Origin of the sequence: Bartonella sp. SD1336NMGDW, from assembly GCF_042193565.1 — a bacterium.
Taxonomy (GTDB): domain Bacteria; phylum Pseudomonadota; class Alphaproteobacteria; order Rhizobiales; family Rhizobiaceae; genus Bartonella; species Bartonella grahamii.
Genome location: NZ_JBHILW010000004.1, coordinates 1 through 20,340, shown reverse-complemented (window position 1 = coordinate 20,340; position 20,340 = coordinate 1). Strand labels below are relative to the sequence as shown.

Here is a 20,340-nt window from a genome sequence, read left to right as displayed (position 1 = left end):
TCCTGGGTTGGCTGCTCTAGGCTTTAGGATAACCCAAAGAACTATAGTCTCCTATCTTCTCACTCAGTTTTCTTTTTAAACGGGTTAATCACGCTAAGCTTCACATTCTTTGATTTAATGTAACGCGCGCACACATAAACAACAAACAGCAAACAAATCCAACTTCTAACCATTCCATAGTCATCATCTGTATGAACAAACGCTACATAATAAGAAACAAAGAGGCTAAAAAACAGCTCTGCAAGAACATCAAGGACCAACCAATAATATTTCTTTGTAGTAACAAAGAGAACCATCAAAAATGTCAAAAAAACTTGGCCCGTTAGAATAGCAAAACCAAACACTGCATAATCAAACATTTTTTTCACTGCCTCCCTGTTTGCAAAACCTATCTGTTGATAGATTTCTCGAAGGTCTGATAAAAGCAGTGATGACACAAAAAAGACACCTATGGCAAACCCACAGCCAATGCAAATGCTTAAATCTAGCACTGACATAGATTTTTCCTTCAAAGCTTTAGCAATTAGGACATAGCGAGCCCCCCCTATCATCAACGGAATAATGAAAAGCAGATAAATATAGCCCGAAAGCTGCAGATCAAAAAAATCTAACAGAAGGTCATCACTCATAACAATAAAACCAGCTGCGATGAAAAAAATGGGGCAACTTGCGATAATGGCCAAACTAAAGCATTTTATATTGTTTACTATATTGGGTATAAATTCAATGCAAAAAGAAAGAAAGAACATAATTATAATAACAGGAGGAGATGTTATGGGCACACCAACTATATACTCAAAGGCATACATGAGGGGAGGAGCAACCAATGCCACCACTATGAATGCAACTATGTTCTCCCTGCCTAACATGCTTTTTCCATTAATAGCAATAGTTTTTAAGAATAGATACATGCCAAAACACAAACAAAAATAAGCGAGCACTAAACCAAACGCGCCCATAGCTCCTCCTGTACAATATTTCAAACATAAAGGTGGCACCTTTTACAGTACCACCATTCTAGGCTTTAGGATAACCCAAAGAACTACATCAAAAGTGCATCAACATCCCACCACCTGAATTAGCAAAAGATTGACCCAAAAACTGTGTGCCACACTGGGCAGCAGCCACACCATAACCAGCATAACCGCCTATGGTGTCTCCGAATTCATTGCCTACAATTTGCCCAAAGCCTGCTGAGGTCATGGTAGCCATAGGATTACGCCCCCCTGCCCATCCTGCGAAAAAACCACCCGCAAGGCCAACCTTACCACCATACTTGCTACCAAACGCAGTACCAGAGTTATATTTGCTACTAAAATTATCGGCACTGCAATAATCGTGCGAACGATTTGAACTTCCTATTTATTTTCTCCAATTTAGTGCATAAATAAATCCCCCAAGGTTACTTATGTCCCCGCGCCAGAATGGCTTACCATAATCAACCACCGAAACACCCCCTAGAGATATGAATGCACTTTCATGCAAGTTCGCATTTATAATATATAGTTGACAAAATCAAGGATATTGTGTCAAAAATATGGCGTATTTTAGTAAATTTATGCTTACTTATTTTATGTGTTTAAACTTAATAGTTTATATTATGAGCAATAATAATGAAAGTTAAATAAGATTCTCTTGGTTTACAAAATATACTAAAAGTATGTAAATATACTGATAGAGATATTTATTGTTGCAATTGCAATCAGAATTATAGATTTAGTTAACCCGTTTATATTTCAAGCGATTATTGATCGTATCATTCCGTTTTGGACAAAATTTGAGAAAAATCATCCGCGCAAGGTCTCTGCTCCGTGACAGCTCACACGCAAAAAAGCCCGCCAAGCACGGCTTTTAACCGCCTCACAAAACGCCAAAAATAAGAATTAGAAAAGTTGTAACAAGACAAATGGTACGGTTGGTGGGATTTGAACCTACGACCTCTGGTGCCACAAACCAGCGCTCTAACCAACTGAGCTACAACCGCATAAAAAGCAAATGTATCATAACTGTTCACGATTTCGTAAACATTTATTCTTCGCTTATGTGACATAAGGAAGATCAACAAAGTTTGCAAGCCCCTTTAAAAAAATCTCGCAATTTTTTGTGAAGAAAAAAGCGTTTTTTTACAAAGAACATTTTGCCCAATGCTCAAGACTATGATCACGATAGTCTTTTATGTTATCAACACCGTCTTGTTGCATCATCTGCAAAATCTCTTGCAGAATAGTTATAGCAAGATTTGGACCTTCATAAACCATCCCACTATATAATTGAATTAAATCTGCACCAGCTTTTACTTTTTCCAAAGCGGTTTGTGCATCCTTTACACCGCCAACACCAATAATTGCAATGTCCTTCCCTAATTTTTTACGCATTTTTGCAAGCACAATAGTAGAACGCTCAAAAAGTGGACGTCCAGAAAGCCCCCCCTCTTCATTACTGAGGTGACTATTGCTAAGACCTTGGCGTGCAAGAGTTGTATTAGAAACAATCAGTCCATTAAAATCAGAAAGTTTTATTTCTTCAGCAACATCATCTAATTCTTTCTCTGATAAATCGGGTGCAATTTTTAAAAAAATAGGAATGGAGAATCCATGCTTGTTCTCTTGCTCATTTCGCGCTTGCGAAACTGCACTCAACAAAAGATGCAAACTGTCACGGGCCTGTAAATCACGTAAACCTGGTGTATTGGGAGAAGAAATATTAACCGTAAAATAATCAGCAACATCATAAAAATGAGCAATACCAACAGTATAATCATCAATCTTATCGACCGTATCCTTATTGGCTCCAATGTTGACTCCTACAACACCAGTTTTTTTACGCGCACGCAATCTGTTGTAAACAACTTGATGTCCATCATTATTAAAGCCCATTCTATTAATAATCGCTTCATCTTCTTTTAAACGAAAAAGCCGTGGTTTAGGATTTCCAATCTGAGGCTTTGGTGTCACTGTCCCAATTTCAGTAAAACCAAATCCTAAACGAAAAATACCATCCACAACCTCTGCATTTTTATCAAATCCCGCTGCTAAACCAATAAAATTTTCAAACTCAAGACCAGAAACAGTTACACACAAACGTTTATCGATAACCTTTTGACAGCCATTTAATCCACTTTTCAGCCCGAGAATCGCTAAACTGTGTGCTTGCTCTGGATCCAACATAAATAAGGCAGAACGGCCAATACAACGAAAAAAACTCATCAATCCTTCTCCACAACATAAAAATGATCTATCGCACCTCACCTATATCTTTTAACACAAAAGATCACCAATCAAAGAGAGCATATTATCCAAATAACATTTCCCTTCTAGAAGAAAATTCATTACACAATAGCCATACATGTTTATTTGATGTATACTGTATAAAAAATTTTTATTCTTAAAAAACGTTTCTCTTTTTCGACATTTTTTAAAGATTAAAATGTGAATCCTAATCTTATAGAATGCAGCATGGATTGAAACATCAATGGCTCTTCACCATAGCCATGGTTTTGTGACATCTCATGCAGTAAAGCTCATAATTCTCTTAAAAATGCACGCAAATTATCCCTATTCCCACAGTTCCTTTGTGTGATATTGTTGCCAATAGAAACAGAGCTTGCTCTATAAAGCTATTTTTCCTAGCATTTATAGAATACATAGTTCATAAAATTATCTAAATTCATACTATTGTTGCGCTATTTATTAGCAACAGGGTATTCAATCATTTGTACTCTATTGATAAAATTTTAAAGAAACTGCATTGTTTGCTTTGCCATTTCTGATGCGCTAAATATAATTCTGCATCTATAAGTGCTCTGTCTAACATATATTTTAAGTAATGACAGTTGATCATTGAACTCCCACCTATCATACCAACGATTTCCAAACCAAAATGATCTTGCAAACCCTAGAGCTCTGCTATTTATAAACTAATACAATCTTCCAGTAGATGAAATGTGTTTCTTCCATCAGAATTATCGCCATTTTAGCTCATGCACCCCAGTAAAAATAGCTTTTAGATAAGCCATAATGCCCTCCTAATTGCCATTATCGCTTACTAAATTAAGAGGAACTAAATTATAAGTTTTCTCCTGCCTCATCTATCCATTTCTTCCATCAATACTGAAATATATTTTTTATTTAAAAATTATCTTTTTATAACAATATGTTATACCAATATATGCACTTCATCTGAGAAGTGTCCTGATAGCTCAACTTTCAACGCTGCTCATTTTGTGGTATTCTGTGAAAATCTTTTTTTTAATGTTATCATAAAAATCTTGAGGCAATTATATAAATTAAGTTACGGTTTTCTACTTTCTGTTGAAAAAAGCAGATATAGTTTTTATCAAAAAAGCTTTTCTCTCAGAAAGGTTCTATGTACATTCAAATAGAGCCCTAATGCTCGTTATTAAACCTTATAAAGTTCTTTGAAAATAACATTAATATTGTAATATAATCCTAAAAATAAAATCTGCCCTTTCCTTTTTCATCAAAAGCGGTAAGTAAATTACCGTATATCGCTTACATAAAGGGGAAAACGCAATGCTTAAAGAATTCAAAGAATTTGCCCTAAAAGGTAATATGATTGATCTTGCTATCGGTGTGATTATAGGAGGTGCTTTTGGTAACTTGGTTAACTCAATTGTCAATGATATTTTTATGCCAATCATTGGGCTGATTACAGGTGGAATTGATTTTTCTAATATGTTTATTCAACTTGCTGGCGAAAAACAAGCAACATTGAGTGCCGCCAAAGCAACTGGAGCAACCATTAGCTATGGACACTTTATTACTTTACTTATCAATTTTCTCATTATCGCTTGGGTTCTTTTTTTATTCGTTAAAGCTATGAATAAAATCCGTAGAAAAGAAGAAGAAAGCCCAAAAAAAACGTCTTCAGAAGAACAACTTTTAATAGAAATTAGAGATCTTTTGGCTAAGAAAAAATAATTTTATGCAAGATTTACATCATGGAACACGAGGAAAAAACATTTCCACAGTTGTTCCATGATTGGGTTTTGAGAACAATAAAAATTGTCCCCCTCTTTCTTCCACCATTGCTTTACACATTGGGAGGCCTAAACCTGTTCCTATAAAAGCGCTATCACCAGATCGGCCATCTTTGCGCTCTACTTGACCATAAGGCTGCAGTGCCTTTATAATCTCTTCTTCGTTCATCCCTATACCATTATCACTCACTGAAATTTTTACACGTTCTTTTCTATAAGAAACGTGAACAATGATCTGTCCACCCAAAGGTGTAAAACGAATAGCATTGGAAAGAAGATTCCATATAATCTGGCGAAACACTTGTTGTGATACAGGAATAAATGGAACATGAGGTGGAGCAACAATACGCATGATAATGCCGTTCTGATTGGCTTGAGTTTCAAGAAAAGCTATCGTCGCACGTAAACAAGATATCACATCAAATGTTTCAGAAATAATGGAAGAATCAATCTGGTTATTGGAAACAGAATAATTTATCTTCGAGCACTCTAGTAATTGATTAATCAGCAATAATATATGTTTTCCAGAGGAAATAATATCGCGTAAATATCCACGATAGCGCTCATTTTCTATCGAACCAAAACGGCCTTCTCTCATAATTTCTGCAAAACCAATAAGAGCATTCAAAGGTGTTCGTATTTCATGAACAACCCCAACAATTTTATCCTCTTCTGCTTTTTTTCCTCCTGATGGAACTATTTGTGCCCTATCACGCAACATAACAGCATAATTGCCTTGCTGTGCCAAAAATACAATCGTTATCAAAACGGTTATATTTTTATGATTTTTCGTCATTAAATCAGCTGTTTCTCTGCGATTTAAAACCTGATTTTTCCCCTCCACACGGATTGATTTAAAATATTTTTCAACAAAAAATCGGCTTTGCAAAGTAAATAATGAAGAGAGTGGCTGTCCTCGTAGTTCATTTATTTCATAACCCATTAATGCTAAGGCTGCCCTACTTGCTGATTGAATAAAGCCCTCTTCATCCAACCATAAAACACCATCTGTTGCTGTATCCAACAATGATAAAACTGCTGCGGGCTCTTTTACGAGAGCTTGTTCTATAGCATTTACCGGCAATGTTTGTGTATATGGTAACTGAATAGCTGTTTCTTCAACTAATTTTTTTTCTTTTACCGATGAATTCAATTCATCACGTAATTTCTCTGCAATTTCATGAAAAGCTGAACGTTCTATCTCCGTAAGACATGGCATTTCTGTTTCCAGCTTTTCATCTATTTTTTCTTGGACTTCTTTTCGTATTTTTAAAACACCAAAGCCACGAAACCCCTTAAGCTGCTTTTTAACATCAAAAATTGGCAAAGCCGACAACTCAACATCAAGCCATTGTAAGCAACCATCAACAGGCCATTGAACAATCTCTTTACTCCAAGGCATAGCAGCTTCAATAAAATGACTGAGAACCAGATATCGATCATCATTAAATTGATGAGCAAGCTCATGAAAGCTACATCCTAAAATAGAGGAAGAGAGAGGACCAACAACTTCAGCTAGCTCTTTTGAGACTTCACAAAATAAACCATTATGATCGATTTCCCACGTAAAAGGCCGAGGCAAAAGCTCTGGTGTAAAACGAAAAGCTCCTTGCTGACATTTTAATTCATTTGTATTTAACTTCAATTCATCTGCTTTTAATGGCATAACTAAAACTAAAAAGTGTTGGATTTACTCTCAAATAAATAATGCTAATTTGTTTACAATTACCTGTTCTGGTTAAAATAACTTGATATCTCATATCAATTGTCTGTAGCAAAATTTTGACTGTTTCATCAACAAAACAAGAATAAAAGAATCCTCCAACTCCTGTTGCTTATTCACCCATTATTGTAACAAACTTGTTACAATAATGGTAACATCTCCCTCGCATAAATAGTACTCAAAAAGAATACACTTATTTTACGCATTCATGTGCCTGTTTTAAAAAGATATCCCCCAAGCTCCCCAAGCTTATTTTACGACGGCATCCGTAAATGGTAGAATGTAAAGGCCCGCATAACAGATAGCAAGGCATTGTACATTACATTTTTATGCTTATAAAAGAGCTGGTTAGGACCATCATTATACTAATTTTAACCCCTAATGTCACCAATAGTTCTTGGCATTTGAAGGCGTTCATAAGCGGCATTTTTATTTCTTTTTTTTAACTTTTTACCCCTACATTCATTACGATACGCAAGAAAATCGTTTTATTTGTTTCAACAGAAACAGATTTGAAATAAAAAAATCTTACGATATTTGAAACTTTCATTCAATATTTATAATGATAAATTATTATTATAAATCAATAAATTGCATTATAAAAATAGAAATTAAAATTTCTTTTTCAAATAAAGTTTCTCGTAAGAACACCTTTCTTGTACCAATAATATCAAATAATAACAAATTTAGCATAGTGCTTTAAAACACCCAATGCAACAAAACTTGCATATTAGATACTCTTCTTATGATGCTCTCCATAATCCCCAAAAGACCTTTCTTTCATCAGAACCGCTATAGAAGAGAAAACAAAAAAATATACCACTGCATTATTTAACCAAAGAATTTTTCTGCAATCAGAAAAGAGAACAAAAATCATCTGTTCTCATATAAAGATTTGTTTAATTTCTTTACATCCCAGATCATCTAGAAATGTTAAAAATACCTCCCCTTTTGGTATCAGCAGTCAAAAGATCACTTTTGTTTTATTACTCTTCATTCAATTTTTTAATATTATTATAAATACATGGTCACATCTGCTTTAAAAAATAAAACAAGCATTCGCTATTTAAATAATGTCTGTCAAACATTTTAAAAATCCCACATTTTAATGTGCTTTTTTATTTCCCTGTATTGAGTAAAATTTCACGTTTTCCCACATGATTAGCGGCTCCAACAATGCCGTTTTCTTCCATCCTCTCAACAAGAGAAGCTGCTTTATTATAGCCGATTGAAAGTCGGCGCTGAATATAAGATGTTGAACATTTTTTATCACGCATAACAATCTTTACAGCTTGATTATAAAGCTCCTCTCCCTCTTCATCAAAATTTTCTTCCTCAGAAACTTCAACCGTTGAATCGGCAGAAGCATCCTCTTTGTTATCATCTTCGTTATCTGTGACGGTTGCTAAATAATCAGGTTTTCCTTGCAGTTTAAGATGTGCAACAATGGATTCAACTTCTTCATCAGAGACAAAAGGTCCATGAACGCGTACAATACGCCCCCCACCCGCCATATGAAGCATATCTCCTTGACCTAAAAGCGTTTCAGCACCTTGTTCACCTAGGATCGTACGACTGTCAATTTTTGATGTCACTTGAAAAGAAATGCGGGTAGGAAAGTTCGCTTTAATTGTCCCTGTGATAACATCAACAGAAGGGCGCTGCGTTGCCATAATAAGATGAATACCAGCCGCACGCGCCATTTGTGCTAGGCGCTGAATGGCATTCTCTATTTCTTTCCCTGCCACCATCATGAGATCAGCCATCTCATCAACAATCACAACAATATAAGGAAGCTGCGTAAGATCCATGGCTTCTTCATGATAAAGCATTTCCCCTGTTTCCTTATCAAAACCCGACTGTACAGTACACATGATCGTTTCACCTTTTTGAGCCGCAAGTGCAACACGTGCATTAAAACCATCAATATTACGTACACCTAACTTAGCCATTTTGCGATAACGCTCTTCCATTTCACGAACCGCCCATTTTAAAGCTGTTACCGCTTTTTTAGGATCTGTTACAACAGGTGTTAAAAGATGTGGAATGCCATCATAAACAGAGAGCTCTAGCATTTTAGGATCAACCATGATCAAACGACACTGTTTTGGTGTCATACGATAAAGAATCGACAAAATCATTGTATTAATTGCTACAGACTTGCCTGATCCTGTTGTTCCTGCAACCAATAAATGAGGCATTTTTGCTAATTCTACAATGACCGGCTCACCACTAATCCCTTTCCCCAAAGCAAGAGCAAGTTTAAATTCACTTTCACGAAAAGAACGTGTTTGAATTAATTCCCGTAGATAAACGGTTTCACGAACCGCATTGGGTAACTCAATCCCAATAACATTCCGTCCAGGAATGACAGCAACGCGTGTAGAAATAGCAGACATAGAACGCGCAATATCATCAGAAAGATTAATAACGCGCGATGACTTTACACCCGCAGCAGGCTCAAATTCATACATTGTAACCACTGGCCCTGGATGTACATGGATAACTTCACCCTTAATGCCAAAATCTTCCAAAACACTTTCCAAAAACCCAGCACCGCGTTCCAATGTTTCCTGAGGAATCATCGTACCTTCATGAAAAACAGGTTCCTGTAATAAATTGATCGGAGGAAACTCATAAGCATCACTGTCAATAGATTGAATATTTTGCATAAAAGCAGAATCATAATTGCTTAATGGCACGCGGGCAGATTGCAATATTTTCGTTTTACCGTTTGTTTGCATCACAGACAAATCTTTTAAATTTGGTGTGACATTCTTTGTTATGCAGTCGACAATATTATTATTGGTTTTTTTCGTCTCTATATTAGACTCAGCGTCGCTTAGTGCCACAGTATCGTTTAACGCCCTTGCATTACTTAACGTATGAGCGGAATCTTCAACAGAAAGCTTAGAATGACATTCTTTAGTAATATCATTATTCGTATGCATTAAATCAGAAATTTGCTCAACGCCTCGCATCCTTTCCGCTGGAGATTCTGATGTAATTGAATCATAGAGTTGCGGAAAGCGGTATTCGAGAACACGGTAAAGAGCAGTTATTGACTCATCAAAGATAGAAGGAATATCGGATGTAATTTCATTTGTCGTGTCAATCGATGTTTGATCCTCTTTTGAAGTTTGAGTATCCATATGTTCAAATATCAAAGATACGCATTCAAAAAATGCATCATCGGAAAGATGCCAAGCAGGATTCATTTTTTGTAGCATATTTTCTACTGGTAATTTATGCTCTTGTTTACCCTCCTCAAGTGGGATATTTTCTGATGGTATACGAGTAACTTGTCGTGACAACTGCTTCAAAACTGTTGAATGACAAACCGACGTTTTATTTTCTATTGATTGAGGATTAATGACTTTTTTTGTCGATGAAACGCTTGTTGTTTTCTTGTTACAACGTGCAATATCTGTATCTGTAATTTTTTTTTGATCTTGCTTCGTAAAAATTTTAAACTGCTTTGCAAAAACTGGATCTGTTTCTATACGACGACGCAAAATCTCAACTTCTGGGGTTCGCGTGAAACGGACATTTTTTCCGAGGGTAAATGCCTTTTTCCATACTTCCGGATAAGGAAATATCTCCGTAATCTTAACAGATAAATCTTCTCTTGATGCACCTTTCGTACCATCATCAGAAAAAGAAGGCGTAGAAATAGATTTTGTTTTCGAATTATGCATGGCACCCAACAAATTTATAGCAATGAGAAAAATAACCTTTTCAAAAAGAATTCGTAGAAACTATCATACGAAGGTTAATAACCTTTTGCTGATGGTCACTTTTTAATGAAAAAAATAATGCCATAATGCATATTCATAATCCCCCTTCTGCATATTTACGATATAAATATTTACGATATAAATTGTCTCGTTTATGATGTCATAGAGCTCGTATTTCATTTGTTTTGAAGAAAACTTCAGGAAAATTGTCTATAGCCCTCTTTCTCTCCTATTTCATAAAAGCAATTAGTCCCAATAATACAAATGGGTATATAAGCATTGCTCTATTGAATTCTCCATGCTCAATTATCATGATACAATCTAATTTCTCGCGTTTTTATGAGATTACCCTTGTTATCCTCGTTTAAAACGGCTTAGACTAAGATAATCATAATTAAATAAACACAAATAGAAAAAAGGGAGTGAATTATGTTTAATAAACGGAAATTTTATATCAATGGTCTATGGGATGACCCAAGAACTCCTCACGATTTTGACGTCATTAATCCATCAACAGAAGAGGCTTGTGCTGTCATTAGCCTTGGAAGTACAGAGGATGCCGATAAAGCAATTAACGCAGCCAAAGAAGCGTTTCAAAAATGGAAAACAACGTCACCAAGTGAGCGTCTTAGGTTCGTTGAAAAAATTCTAAATATCTATGAAAAACGTTCTAAAGACATGGCAAAAACCATTTCAATGGAAATGGGAGCACCGATTGATATGGCTCTTAATGCGCAAACTGCAACTGGCAGTTCCCACATTCGCAATTTTATCGAAGCTTATAAAGAGTTTTCGTTCCAAGAAACTTTAATAAAGGGAAATGAGCAAGCAATTCTTCACTACGACCCTATCGGCGTCGTAGGATTAATTACACCATGGAATTGGCCCATGAATCAAGTAACTCTTAAAGTTATCCCTGCTCTCTTGGCTGGCTGTACCATGGTATTAAAGCCCTCTGAAATTGCGCCTCTTTCTGCTATGCTTTTTGCTGAATTTTTAGATGAAGCCGCGCTCCCTGCAGGTGTTTTTAATTTAATCAATGGTGATGGTGCAACTGTCGGCTCTTACCTCTCAGCACATCCAGATCTAGAAATGATTAGCTTTACTGGTTCAACTAGAGCAGGAAAAGATATTTCTAAAAATGCTAGCGCTACTTTAAAAAGAGTCTGTCTGGAACTTGGGGGAAAAGGAGCGAATATTATCTTTGCTGATGCCGACTCAGATGCTATTCAACGTGGTGCGCGACATTGCTTTTATAATAGTGGACAAAGCTGTAATGCACCGACTCGTATGCTTGTGGAACAAAGCATCTATGACAAAGCCATAAAAATAGCTAAAGATATTGCAGAAACAACAAAAGTAGGACCAAATTTCCAAGAAGGAAATCATATTGGTCCCGTCGTTTCAAAAAAACAATATGACAAAATTCAAGATCTTATCCAATCGGGAATTGATGATGGTGCAACTCTTGTTGCAGGCGGAACTGGTTTACCAAGAGGAATTGAACGCGGTTATTATGTCCGTCCAACAGTCTTTGCTGATGTAAAACCTCATATGCGTATTTTCAAAGAAGAAATCTTTGGTCCAGTTCTCTCGATTCTTGCTTTTAATACAGAAGAAGAAGCTGTCGCTTTAACGAATGACACTGAGTATGGTCTTACAAACTATATTCAATCACAAGATCGCAACAAATGTCGTCGTATTGCGGCACAAGTACGCTCTGGTATGGTAGAAGTTAACGGACATGGATTACCTAGTGGAAGCTATTTTGGAGGTGTAAAATTTTCTGGACGCGCCCGTGAAGGGGGACATTGGGGAATTAAAGAATTTCTCGATAGTAAAGCAATTTCGTACTGGTAAAATCTTATTAAAAACTTAATAGGAATCGTATGGTAATACAAAAAATAACGGATGAAGGTGCTCTTGGGCAACGTCTTGATCAGTGGCTCGCAAAACAATATCATAATGTGTTCTCACGTTCGCGTTTGCAAACCCTCATCCGTGAAGGCTATCTTAAAATTGATGGTCAATTCATAAAGGAACCAAAAACAAAATTAAGACCTAAGCAAATAATTGAATTGGCAATGCCTGACCTTCGTGATGCAGAACCTAGTGCTGAAGCTATTGCATTGGACATCCTTTTTGAAGATGATCATATCATTGTTATTAACAAACCAGCAGGTCTTGTTGTTCATCCTGGCAATGGAAATTGGACCGGTACGTTGGTTAATGCCCTTATCTATCACTGCGGTAATAGTTTATCTGGTATAGGTGGTGTTAAACGCCCTGGCATTGTCCATCGTCTCGATAAAAACACAAGTGGTGTTATGGTGGTTGCAAAAAATGATCTGGCTCATAAAAGTCTCAGTGCTCAATTTTCTGATCATGGACGTACCTGTGCATTAGACCGACGCTATCATGCCTTGATTTGGGGGACACCTCACCGCAATGTTTGGACAATTGATGCATCACTTGGCCGTTCGCCCCATAACCGAACAAAGCAAGCTGTTATCCATAACCAAAACCCTTATGCTCGTCATGCTGTTACACATTTTTCTTTGCTAGAAAAATATGGCTCTCATGCAGACTCAACATCTTTTGCTAGCCTTCTGGAATGTCGCTTGGAAACTGGACGCACCCATCAAATCCGCGTTCATATGGCTCATATTGGGCATCCACTCATAGGCGATACAGTTTATGGCAACGCTTTTAAAACAAAATCAAACGCATTCAACCCCACTATTAGAAATGCAATCGATCAATTCAACAGACAGGCACTTCATGCCGCAAGTCTCACTTTTGAACACCCTTCTACCGGTAAAGTTATGTCGTTTTCCACACCACTACCTCAAGATATGGCTAAACTTATTAAGCATTTTAAAAAAATGAATTGAAACTTTTCTCCTTCTCAAGATTTCACAATAAAATATCTTTTTTTGAACAAAATTGAAAAATATGCTAAAGTGAATGCACGCAGGTATTACTATCTGAAACATCGAATTTGCCTTATCAGGGAATTCAGACAAAAGGAGGGTGCTATTATGGCCCATATGAATTTGTTATCAGTAACCACAGGCGATGGTGGATTAAACCGTTATTTGGAAGAGGTGCGTCGTTTTCCAATGCTTGATCCAAAAGAAGAATATATGTTAGCTCAACGTTATCGTGAGCATAATGATTTAAAAGCAGCGCATAGGCTGGTAACCAGTCATTTGCGTCTTGTAGCTAAAATCGCGATGGGGTATCGCGGCTATGGACTTCCCATTGGGGAAGTCATTTCAGAAGGCAATGTTGGACTCATGCAAGCTGTTAAGCGTTTTGAGCCAGAACGTGGTTTTCGTCTTGCAACCTATGCAATATGGTGGATTAAAGCATCAATTCAAGAATATGTATTGCGATCTTGGAGTTTGGTGAAGATGGGGACAACAGCTAATCAAAAGCGCTTGTTTTTTAACCTTCGTAAATTAAAAAGTAAACTTCAAGCACTTGATAACGGTGATCTCAATGCAGAACAAGTAAAAGAAATTGCAACTCAGTTGCATGTCTCAGAAGATGAAGTTATATCAATGAACCGCCGACTTGGTGGTGACACTTCACTCAACGCACCCCTTCGTACAAAAGAAGGGGAAAACAGCGAGTTGCAAGATTGGTTGGTGGATGAATCTAACGATCAAGAACAAATTTTAATTCAAAAAAGTGAATTGGAAAATCGTCGTTCCATGCTTATAAATGCCATGGACAATCTCAATGAACGCGAAAGACGTATATTCAAAGCACGTCGTTTAAACGATATACCATTAACTCTAGAAGAACTCTCTGGTGAATTTAACATTAGTCGAGAACGAGTAAGACAAATTGAAATGCGTGCATTTGAAAAAGTGCAAAATTCTATCAGAGATTCTGCTTTGTCTCAAAGTCAAGTATAAGACTCTAGAATTAGGTATGAAGCCAATTGTTTGCGCATTTTTAAAGTAGAAATGAGAAAAGCGTACATTGGCTTTGTACTTGTAAATTAGTCTGTAGAATCCTTTGAGTTATAGTATACAATTTTATTGAGCGTGTTTGATATAACTAATAAAAATCAATATCGAGAAATAACCTTTTATTTTATTTGCATCTATGTTCTATTTTTCTGATCAAGAACTGTTAGCTTATCTTGTTGTGCAAGCCATTGTCCAATAACTTTATTGAAAATAGACTCACCTGTTGGTCCTTTTGCAAAAGTTAATTCATTTATACGTCCCTTTTTATCCGTTAACACTAAACGCACCCAATCTAATTCTCGCATCAATTGCAAATTTCGATCAAGAAATGGATGATTACCACTCAATGCAACAAGAAAAAAATCATCGTTAATTTTTGTAGAAATAGTTCTTACTAAAGGCTGCCCAATAGATTGTTCGCTTGCTTTAAAGGTTAATGCTTGAACACTGCTTATAGCTTTACCTGAGAATTTATCAGAAAGAATAAAAATAAGATCCATAATATATGCAGCAGGAAATGACCGATCGGTATTGCGACGTAAAATTAACCGTAATGATAGCCCTTCATCAGGAATTGTTATATCACCTTGTATGGCTGTTTCTTCTGGAGCCCCTTTCACATAAGACTCCTTTATAAGCGTCCAGCGAACACTTCCGGTTGCTATCTTTTCTGCATCATAATTTGTACGTGCTTGATAAAAAACAGCTTCACCTAATTTATCAAGCGATTGCAAATTGCTGGAAACAACGGTTGAGATTCCTTCTTCATCCGAAGAATCTGTCGCTTGTTTTAAACCGACATCAATTTCACTCCCATCCTCTAATAAACGTTGTGTTAACTTTCTCTTAACCGAAAGTGCCTTTGGTACTTCGTGAGAAACTTGAAGATTTTCTCCTAATACCTGATAATCATTTGATACAAATACACGCCCACCAATAAAAAAAATACCAATAGTTAAAACAGCAAAACTAACAACAGAAACAGCACTTATCACAATACGCCTTTGCACCAATGATTTATTGGCACGACGTAAAGCCTGAGAAAAAATATGCGAAACAATATGAGGATTATCTTCTTGCGACGAAGAAATCTTTAACGCACAGTTATTAACATGCTGAGAAGGCACGTCAGCCTCCATATTAACAGGCTCTGCATCTGGTATATCTGATACCAAAGGCTCATCAAATAACTTTCTATCCTTTGGATGTGTAACAAAATCCTGCTTTCTTTTTATGTCTACCACTGAAAATTCATTATTCTTTGGTAATATAGTTGTTTTTGTATATTTCTTATCTTCATTTATATTTGTGGGATTCCACCCAATAACTGAAGAAAGCAACTTCTTTTCAACTGCTAAATATTCTTCTTCAACAGTTGCAATAGCACTATGAAGAATCTTTCTTTGTTCATCTGCTATTGCTTGTGGTATTTTTGCTGTTACAAATTGATATTCTAGTGTTTCGATAGCCCGTTTATAAATCCGCTTACGCACTTGTGGTGTAACATTATTTTGTGCATTAATTGCCTTTTTTAAGATTCCAACGAAATCTACCATTTCCTCTATAATCTCTCTTAAACTAAGCAAAGAAACCCTAGCACTCAGGCTAAAACAGCTTTATTTTAGGCTCATAAGTTTATTGTCATTTATATTGGTACAACTATTGTCATAGTGTAAAATGAATATGAAAAATAAACAATGTCATTTTACACCTTTCTTTCACGCACTCTTAAAAACTCTTTTTGTTAAAAGATATAGAAGTGAACAAAAGATCTATATGGAAACCTAAAAATAATAATCAATTTGCAAAAGGATCTGTAATAAGAATAGTATCTTCACGTTCTGGACTCGTAGATAATAAAGCCACTTTTGTGTTAATCAGTTCTTCAATATAGCGTATATATTTAACAGCCTGCATTGGTAAATCTTCCCACCTCAATGCATGGGCTGTTTTTTCCTTCCAACCTTCTAATGTTTCATAAACAGGCTTCACACGGGCTTGGGCTCCCATGGAAGAAGGTAAATAATCAATCCTTCTACCATCAAGCTCGTAACCAATACAAACTTTTATTTCATCCAAACCATCCAAAACATCAAGTTTTGTCAATGCTATACCTTGAACACCGCAAACTACTACCATCTGACGGACTAAGACAGCATCAAACCAACCACATCGACGCTTTCGACCCGTTACAACACCAAATTCATGCCCACGCACTCCCAGAAATTCACCAATATCATTTATCTGCTCTGTAGGAAAAGGCCCTTCTCCAACACGTGTGGTATACGCTTTTGCAATACCCAAAACATAATGAATTGCACTAGGTCCCATCCCTGAACCTGTACATGCCTGCCCAGAAACTGTATTCGATGATGTTACGTAAGGATAAGTTCCAAAATCATTATCGAGTAAAGCACCTTGCGCACCTTCAAAAAGAATGTGTTTCCCTCCTCTATAACCTTCATCTAAAAGACGCCACGTACAATCCATAAAGGGCAAAACTTTATCCGCAACTTGCATCAATTCATCATAAAGCGCTTGAGAATCAATCTCTTCCCCCCCCATCCCACGACGCAAAGCATTATGATGCCTCAAAAGCCGCTCAATCTTAGCCATAAGTGTATCTTTTTCTGCTAAATCCATCACTCGGATAGCACGACGTCCCACCTTATCTTCATAAGCCGGTCCAATACCACGCTTTGTTGTACCAATCTTTAAACCAGATAAACCGCTTTCTCGAATTGCATCAAGATCACGATGCAAAGAAAGAATCAAAGGAGCATTTTCAGCAATACGTAAAATTTCCGGTGTAATTTCCACGCCCTGATCACGTAGCTTTTTCAACTCTGCTACAAAATGATGGGGATCAACTACAACACCATTCCCAATAATTGATAATTTGCCACGCACTAAACCAGACGGTAAAAGTGATAATTTATAACTAACTCCATCAATAACCAATGTGTGGCCAGCATTATGCCCCCCCTGATATCTCACCACGATATCTGCTCTCTCAGACAACCAATCTACAATTTTACCTTTGCCTTCATCACCCCATTGTGTACCGACAACAACTACATTGGCCATAACTTTCTCCGTCGTGTTTGGTCAAAAAACCAGCATTCAAAAACAAATACTTCTTTATAACGAAACCTTAGAGCAAGTGCGACTCCTCATTTCAGATTTTTCTCAATCTTCAAGTGATTAAATTTTCAAATTTATGATAATAAAGATAAGGAAATACCAAAATATTTTAAATCTGTCATTTTTGCTACAAAAAGTAAAAAATTAGAGATTTTAATTTGTGCGTATCCAACACCTGACAGAGCATTCATTCCTCCTCTTAATCTTTTACAATTCATGTAATATTTAGAGGCTGTTTGTCTGATACAAGAATACGAAAGATTATCATGATCTCTCGTATTCTTTTTCTGTTTAAAAACACGTTGTGAAAATCACCAGTAATTATTTAAAGCTGTGCTTTTTCAACTTGGAACGCCCACTCAAGCCATTGTGTTAAAATTTCAAGATCGGAAGCCTCAATTGTTATACCCGCCCAAATTCGAAGCCCCGGAGGAGCATCGCGATACGAACCAATATCATAAGCAACTCCTTCCTCATCAAGACGTTTCACAACCGCTTTTATGAAAGATACTCGCTTTTCCGTATCCAAAGCAGTAATCACTGGATCCACAATATCTAAACAAATAGCGGTGTTAGAACGCACTTCAGGATCTTTTGCCAAATATTCTAGCCATGGTGTTTTGCGAACAAAAGCATCAAGTACAGAAAAGTTTTTCTCCACCCGTGCTCTTAATGCCGCTGAACCTCCTAGAGATTTTGCCCACTTCAACCCATCAAGAAAATCCTCAACACAAAGCATAGAAGGTGTATTGATTATCTTTCCTTTAAAAATATCTTCGTTCAATTTTCCATTTTTTGTCATATAGAAAAGTTGAGGGATAGGCCAAGCTGGAACATGATTCTCAAGCCTCTCAACAGCACGAGGACTTAAAATCACCATACCATGCGCAGCCTCACCTCCCAAAACTTTCTGCCATGAAAAAGTAACAACATCTAATTTTGAAAAATCAAGATATTGCGCAAAAGCTGCAGATGTTGCATCACAAATGGTCAATCCAGCCCGCTTATGGGGAATGAAATCTGCATTAGGAATACGCACACCAGAAGTTGTCCCATTCCATGTAAAAACAACATCACGATCAAAGTCAAGTTGTGTTAAATCTGGTATTTCACCATAAGGAGCTTCAAAACGACGTACATCAGAAAGCTTTAATTGCTCGACAACATCTTTATTCCACCCAAATCCAAAACTTTCCCACGCCGCCATATCAATGCCACGCTCACCTAATAGAGACCATAGAGCAGCCTCAACAGCACCGGTATCTGAACCAGGCATAATTCCTATACGATGATCAGAAGGAACCTCAAGAATCTCACGGGTTAAATTAATAACTTCAGCAAGTTTTAATTCTGCTTCTCTAGATCTATGCGAACGCCCAACTAATGCATTTTTAAGAACATCAAGAGTCCAACCAGGCCGTTTGCTACAAGGACCTGAAGAAAAATTAGTATTATTGGGACGACTGCTTGGTTTTTGTAACATTATCATTATTTCTCCCCTTTTAGATGTTTTTCTTTCTTTATAAAGAAAAACAAATTATTATAAAGACTAATCAATAATCTTTTTAGAAAAAAGTCAAAAATATTTTCTATTATTTCGTATGCTTAAAATTCACGGAAACTTTATAAAAAAATCTTTCTTAATCATGCTTCTCGATTGATTCTTTTATTTTTTTGTATCATCACCACGATAAGACAGCATTCTACTAACAATACACTAACGCGTCCAATATGCCTATCAAATTTATTTTATGATAAAGATTCATTGATAACTCTCTAGAATAGGGAGATAAACTTATTAAAAAATCAATTATTTTTCTTTTGATGACTGGACAGAGAAAATTTTAATGTTATAACCGCAAACGCTTTATATTTTTTATGAAGCATGCCCAGATAGCTCAGTTGGTAGAGCAGCGGACTGAAAATCCGCGTGTCCGTGGTTCGAATCCGCGTCTGGGCACCACTTTTTGTGTTTAACATATTGAAATATATAGCTTTTTTCTTTAAATAGCCATTTTCAGACCACCTTTTAGACCACCTTCTACAGTTTATATAATTTTACCTAATTTGTTCTTATTTGCTCCTTATTTTTCTTTGGAGTGAAGGCTAAGATCTCCTTTTTTCTCCATCTCACTGCTCTCCCTAGCTTATATGGCTCCGGAAACAACCCCTGAAGCACCCAATTGCGAATCGTTGTTGTGGATACACTAAAAAGCTGTGCACACTCACGTGTCGTTACATATCTATCTCCATCATCAAATATCATCTCATTACCTTTCTCTTTTTTATGTTAATTAAATGGGTGGGGGTGCTTAAGCAAGAGGAGAAGGAGAGAGCACCCCCATAGGTTTAAGCAGCTTTTGCCAAAATCTTTTGCATCTCTTGTTCTATTTCCCCTAAAAAGATTTCGACCGCTTTATTAATCTCTTCAATGTGTTTCTCATCACGGAGGACGCGTTTGATTTTCATTCTCAAACCAGTAGATTTGCCTACAAAGTTTGGATTATAGCTAATGAAATCACACCATTTGCGTCCTGTGCATGCCATTTGGAATTGCATTTGTGCGTGATATTCTGGTTTGATTTCGTCATACATAAAAAAACGAAGATGAGTTGTTGATTGTGGACATTTGACTTCGATTAAACCGTCCTCTCCAATGAACCCATCAGGACTTGCACCCGCCATTTTCATTTTTGGGTGTGGGATAAACCCGCATCTTGTGACTTCTGCGTCATAAATGAATTCATATTCTCT

14 protein-coding genes and 2 tRNA genes are annotated in these 20,340 nt (G+C 36.6%); 5 read left to right on the top strand and 11 right to left on the bottom strand.

Translation table 11 applies throughout. The annotated features are described in order from the left end of the window. Positions 1-59 precede the first annotated feature (59 nt). From ACFIKH_RS03555 to ACFIKH_RS03540, 4 genes are all read right to left on the bottom strand, one after another. The gene (locus ACFIKH_RS03555) at positions 60-983 is read right to left on the bottom strand and encodes a hypothetical protein (protein ID WP_375671015.1); all 924 of its coding nucleotides are present in this window, start codon (positions 981-983) and stop codon (positions 60-62) included. Positions 984-1,047: 64 nt separating this feature from the next. Further along, positions 1,048-1,212 (bottom strand): hypothetical protein, encoded by a 165-nt coding sequence (locus tag ACFIKH_RS03550; RefSeq protein ID WP_375671013.1) that lies wholly within the window; start codon positions 1,210-1,212, stop codon positions 1,048-1,050. A gap of 695 nt (positions 1,213-1,907) precedes the next feature. Then, positions 1,908-1,984, bottom strand: a tRNA-His gene (locus ACFIKH_RS03545). A 139-nt stretch (positions 1,985-2,123) separates the two neighbouring features. Continuing rightward, entirely contained in the window at positions 2,124-3,206 is a 1,083-nt protein-coding gene (locus ACFIKH_RS03540; protein ID WP_375671011.1) for a quinone-dependent dihydroorotate dehydrogenase, read from the bottom strand. A gap of 1,326 nt (positions 3,207-4,532) precedes the next feature. Between ACFIKH_RS03540 and mscL the strand changes: the two genes are divergently transcribed. Then, a complete protein-coding gene (gene mscL / locus ACFIKH_RS03535; protein ID WP_375625612.1) occupies positions 4,533-4,940 on the top strand; it encodes a large conductance mechanosensitive channel protein MscL in 408 nt (135 codons plus the stop codon). Positions 4,941-4,958: 18 nt separating this feature from the next. Here mscL and ACFIKH_RS03530 read toward each other — a convergent pair whose 3' ends face one another. Continuing rightward, positions 4,959-6,665, bottom strand: coding sequence for an ATP-binding protein (locus ACFIKH_RS03530; protein ID WP_375625610.1), 1,707 nt, complete (start codon positions 6,663-6,665; stop codon positions 4,959-4,961). Positions 6,666-7,840: 1,175 nt separating this feature from the next. After that, on the bottom strand, positions 7,841-10,420 hold the full coding sequence (locus ACFIKH_RS03525; protein WP_375670408.1) for a DNA translocase FtsK: 2,580 nt from the start codon (positions 10,418-10,420) through the stop codon (positions 7,841-7,843). A 468-nt stretch (positions 10,421-10,888) separates the two neighbouring features. Between ACFIKH_RS03525 and ACFIKH_RS03520 the strand changes: the two genes are divergently transcribed. The 3 genes from ACFIKH_RS03520 (at position 10,889) to rpoH (ending at position 14,385) form a co-directional block, all read left to right on the top strand. Further along, a complete protein-coding gene (locus ACFIKH_RS03520; RefSeq protein WP_375671009.1) occupies positions 10,889-12,319 on the top strand; it encodes an aldehyde dehydrogenase family protein in 1,431 nt (476 codons plus the stop codon). Positions 12,320-12,348: 29 nt separating this feature from the next. Beyond that, positions 12,349-13,353 carry an RluA family pseudouridine synthase gene (locus ACFIKH_RS03515; protein ID WP_375653159.1) on the top strand — a complete coding sequence of 335 codons (1,005 nt, stop codon included), beginning with the start codon at positions 12,349-12,351 and terminating at the stop codon, positions 13,351-13,353. A gap of 147 nt (positions 13,354-13,500) precedes the next feature. Beyond that, a complete protein-coding gene (gene rpoH, locus ACFIKH_RS03510; protein WP_375671007.1) occupies positions 13,501-14,385 on the top strand; it encodes an RNA polymerase sigma factor RpoH in 885 nt (294 codons plus the stop codon). Positions 14,386-14,576: 191 nt separating this feature from the next. On the opposite strand, the gene ACFIKH_RS03505 is transcribed toward rpoH, so the two are convergent. From ACFIKH_RS03505 to ACFIKH_RS03495, 3 genes are all read right to left on the bottom strand, one after another. Continuing rightward, on the bottom strand, positions 14,577-15,998 hold the full coding sequence (locus ACFIKH_RS03505; RefSeq protein ID WP_375670407.1) for a hypothetical protein: 1,422 nt from the start codon (positions 15,996-15,998) through the stop codon (positions 14,577-14,579). 241 nt (positions 15,999-16,239) lie between these two features. Next, entirely contained in the window at positions 16,240-17,529 is a 1,290-nt protein-coding gene (locus tag ACFIKH_RS03500; RefSeq protein WP_375649042.1) for an adenylosuccinate synthase, read from the bottom strand. A 382-nt stretch (positions 17,530-17,911) separates the two neighbouring features. Next, positions 17,912-19,075: a phosphoserine transaminase gene (locus tag ACFIKH_RS03495; protein WP_375653152.1), complete on the bottom strand. Its 1,164-nt coding sequence runs from the start codon at positions 19,073-19,075 to the stop codon at positions 17,912-17,914. 398 nt (positions 19,076-19,473) lie between these two features. Here ACFIKH_RS03495 and ACFIKH_RS03490 point away from each other — a divergent pair. Next, positions 19,474-19,549 (top strand) — tRNA-Phe (locus ACFIKH_RS03490). A gap of 99 nt (positions 19,550-19,648) precedes the next feature. Here ACFIKH_RS03490 and ACFIKH_RS03485 read toward each other — a convergent pair. Further along, positions 19,649-19,852 (bottom strand): AlpA family transcriptional regulator, encoded by a 204-nt coding sequence (locus ACFIKH_RS03485; protein ID WP_005865986.1) that lies wholly within the window; start codon positions 19,850-19,852, stop codon positions 19,649-19,651. Positions 19,853-19,935: 83 nt separating this feature from the next. Continuing rightward, positions 19,936-20,340, bottom strand: a 405-nt coding sequence (locus ACFIKH_RS03480; protein WP_375671005.1) for a lambda exonuclease family protein, incomplete at its 5' end; no start/stop codon positions are given.